General features: G+C 66.1%; 4 protein-coding genes and 1 pseudogene. All 5 read left to right on the forward strand.

Features of this window, described 5'->3' with window-relative positions:
* Nucleotides 1-19 precede the first annotated feature (19 nt).
* Entirely contained in the window at nt 20-439 is a 420-nt protein-coding gene (locus ACH2CY_RS28325; RefSeq protein ID WP_395023409.1) for a YraN family protein, read from the forward strand.
* Nucleotides 440-453: 14 nt separating this feature from the next.
* On the forward strand, nt 454-1,176 hold the full coding sequence (locus tag ACH2CY_RS28330; protein WP_395023405.1) for a BON domain-containing protein: 723 nt from the start codon (nt 454-456) through the stop codon (nt 1,174-1,176).
* Nucleotides 1,173-2,054 (forward strand): SirB1 family protein, encoded by an 882-nt coding sequence (locus ACH2CY_RS28335; protein WP_395023406.1) that lies wholly within the window; start codon nt 1,173-1,175, stop codon nt 2,052-2,054. The genes ACH2CY_RS28330 and ACH2CY_RS28335 overlap by 4 nt, the downstream gene beginning before the upstream one ends.
* 10 nt (nt 2,055-2,064) lie before the next feature.
* Nucleotides 2,065-3,012 (forward strand): glutathione synthase, encoded by a 948-nt coding sequence (gene gshB / locus ACH2CY_RS28340; RefSeq protein WP_395023407.1) that lies wholly within the window; start codon nt 2,065-2,067, stop codon nt 3,010-3,012.
* Nucleotides 3,013-3,195: 183 nt separating this feature from the next.
* Nucleotides 3,196-3,432 (forward strand): annotated as a pseudogene (locus ACH2CY_RS28345) (IS110 family transposase); the annotation flags it as partial.

Genomic DNA, 3,432 nt, shown 5'->3' on the forward strand with positions numbered 1-3,432 from the left:
CGCTGGCCGGGCGCAAGCCGTGAAGGCGCCGGGCCGCCGCAAGGCCGCCAACCCAAAATCGGCCACCCATAAATCAGGCTGGGGCCGGGAGGCCTATCAGCGCGGCCACGGCGCGGAGAAGCGGGCGGCCTGGTGGCTGCGCCTCAAAGGCTATCGGGTGCTGGCGATCAACTGGCGCTCGGTCGCCGGGGAGATCGACCTCATCGCCCGCCGCGGCGGCACCTTGGCCTTCATCGAAGTGAAACAGCGGATCGACGCCGATACCGCCACCCTCAGCCTGGCGCCGCAGCAGCGGGCGCGGCTGGCCCGGGCCGCCGGCCTGTTCGTGGCGCAGCGCCCGGCGCTGGCCGATCTCACCCTGCGGTTCGATCTGATGGCCTTCGGCCGCCTCGGCCGCCCGGTTCACATGAAAGACGCTTGGCGACCTGAATCGGGTTAAGGCATGATTCTGGCATGTCGTCCTCCAAGCGAATCGGCGGGCCGTCGATCGGTGCGACGCTGCTGATCACCCTCCTGCCGTTTGGGCTTTCGGGCTGCTCGCCGGTCGGCATGGCGATCGGCGCCGGCGCCACCGTCACCAACATGGCGATGGAGGAGCGCGGCTTCGTCAACTCGGCGCGGGACAAGGCGATCTGGACCCACATCAGCGGCCAGATGCTGACCAAGAACCAGAAGCTGTTCCAGAATGTCGACGTCCAGGTGCATGAGGGCCGCGTGCTCCTGACCGGCTTCGTCCAGAAGCGGGAGGACCGGATCGAGGCCACCCGGATCGCCTGGGAGCCGGACGGGGTGCGCGAGGTGGTGGACGAGATCAAGCTGGGGCGGAGCCTGGATGCCGGTGACTTCGCCGAGGACGTCGTCCTGATCCAGCAAATCCGCCTCAAATTGATGTTCGACCGCGATATCCGGGCCATCAATTACAGCGTGGATTGCATCCGCTCGACGGTGTATCTGATGGGCGTCGCCCGGACCCCGGCGGAGCTGCAACGCGTCATCGACCATGTGCGCGACGTTCCCTATGTCCGTGCGGTGGTCAACCATGTGCGCGTGAGAACCGATCCCTTGCCTCCCATTCCTGAGAATCCGCCGGTGATTGCGGGCCCCGCGCCGAGCGGTGCGCCGGCCGCCGCCAAGCCAGTCGCCCCGCGCAAGCCCGCGCAGCAGGCAACGCGATGACCGACAGCACGGCGGGCGCCGACATGGCGAGCGAGAACGGGGATCCGCGCGCGGTGCTGACCGCGGTCGGCGCGCTTGAGGACTCCGAGATCCGGATCGCGGAAGCGGGCCTGGCCCTGGCGGCGATGGACCGGCAGCGCAGCGTGCCGGAGAGCTATCACGAGCATCTGGCGGCGATCGACGCCGAGATGCAGAAGACGGCCGCGGAGCTGGATTGCAGCGCCGCAGACGACAAGGGGCTCGCCAATCGCGCGACCACGCTCGGCAAGGTGCTGGCCGGCAATTTCAGCTACCAGGGCGACCGCGTCACCTATGACGACCTGCAGAACGCCAACCTGATGCGGGTGATCGACCGGCGCAAAGGCCTGCCGGTGGCGCTGGCCATTCTCTACATCCACGCCGCGCGCAGCCAGGGCTGGGCGATCGAGGGCGTGAACTTCCCCGGGCATTTCGTGGTCCGGCTGCACAACGCCGGCAAGGCGCTGATCCTCGACCCCTTCGCCGGCGGCGAGCCCTGCACCACCGCCGATCTCCGCCGGAAGCTGAAAGCCGCGGCCGGCGAGAAGGCCGAACTGCAGCCCGAGCATTACGCCGCCGTCGGCAACCGCGATATCCTGCTCCGGCTCGAGAACAACCTGAAGATCCGCCTGATCCAGGAAGGCGATCTCGAGAAGGCGGCGGCGGCGCTGGACCGGATGCTGCTGATCGCGCCCAAGCATGCGCCGCTCTACCGCGAAGCCGGCCTCATTCAGGCGCGGCTCGGCAACTTGAACGCGGCGCGCGCGGCGCTGGAGCGCTTCCTGGAAATTTCCGACAACGACAGCCAGCGCCATCACGTGGCGCGGCTGATCCAGGATCTCGGCCAACAGCTCAACTGAGGACCAGCAGATGTCCCTCTTCGTCGCCGTCCAAATGGACCCGATCGAGCACGTCAATATCGACGGCGATTCCACCTTCGTGATGGGCCTGGCTGCGCAGGAGCGCGGGCATAAGCTGTTCTTCTACCACACCAGCCGGCTGACCTTCCGCGACGGCAAGGTGATCGCACGCGGCGCGCCGATGGAGCTGCGGCGCGAGCGCGGCAACCATTTCACCCTGGGCGCGCCGGAGACAATCGAGCTTGCCAAGGCCGATGTCGTGCTGATGCGACAGGACCCGCCGTTCGACATGTCCTACATCACCGCGACGCATATCCTGGAGCATATCCACCCGAAGACGCTGGTGGTGAACGATCCGGTCGAGGTGCGGAACGCGCCGGAGAAGCTGTTCGTCACCAAATTCGCCGGGCTGATGCCGCCGACCTTGATCACCTCGGACAAGGCGGAGATCCTCGACTTTCGCGCCCAGCACAAGGACATCATCGTGAAGCCGCTCTACGGCAATGGCGGCGCAGGCGTGTTCCACATCACGCCCGGTGACGAGAACCTGGGCTCGCTGCTGGAGATGTTCACCCAGCTCTACCGCGAACCGGTGATCGTGCAGCGCTATCTTCCCGAGGTGCGGGCCGGCGACAAGCGCATCATCCTGATCGACGGCGAGCCCGTCGGCGCCATCAACCGCGTGCCGCAGGCGGGCGAGGCGCGCTCCAACATGCATGCCGGCGGCAAGCCGATGAAATCCGAGCTGACCGCACGCGAGGTCGAGATCTGCAAAACGCTCGGCCCGGAGCTGAAGCGCCGCGGCATGATCTTCGTCGGCATCGACGTGATCGGCGACTATCTGACCGAGATCAACGTCACCTCGCCCACCGGCTTGCAGGAGATCGCCCGCTTCGACGGCACAAGGCCCGAGATGAAGATCTGGGACGCGATCGAGGCACGGCTGGGGCGGAAGTGACGATTCTTATAGTATCGTCATGGTCGGCGTAGGCCGACCATCCACGAATTTGCTTCCGCTGCTCTGTTAGTCAGGAAGACGCTCGGTATTGCACGACGAAACTCGTGATGGGGTGGACGGCCCCCGAACGGCATCTAAGTGCCAGAATGAGGTCGTTGCAGATCTCATTGAAAGGAGCCGTCCGTGGAAAAGCTTATTCGAATTGGCATGGATACGTCCAAGAGTGTTTTTCAGCTGCATGGGGTTAACGCGGCGGAGCAGCCGGTGCTGAAGCGGCAGCTCCGGCGGCGGGAAGTGGTGGCGTTCTTCGCGAAGCTGGAGCCGACAGTTGTTGCGATCGAGGCCTGCGGCGGCTCGCATTACTGGGCGCGCACGCTCGAAGAGCTGGGTCACCAGGTGAAGCTGCTGGCGCCGCAGCAC

Origin of the sequence: Dongia sp. (genome assembly GCF_041905885.1) — a bacterium.
Lineage (GTDB): Bacteria > Pseudomonadota > Alphaproteobacteria > Dongiales > Dongiaceae > Dongia.

Bases quoted from the DNA above. Each gene is read 5' to 3' on its own strand.
- ACH2CY_RS28330 (WP_395023405.1), top strand. From the start codon at position 454: ATGTCGTCCTCCAAGCGAATCGGCGGGCCGTCGATCGGTGCGACGCTG.
- ACH2CY_RS28335 (WP_395023406.1), top strand. From the start codon at position 1,173: ATGACCGACAGCACGGCGGGCGCCGACATGGCGAGCGAGAACGGGGAT.
- gshB (WP_395023407.1), top strand. From the start codon at position 2,065: ATGTCCCTCTTCGTCGCCGTCCAAATGGACCCGATCGAGCACGTCAAT.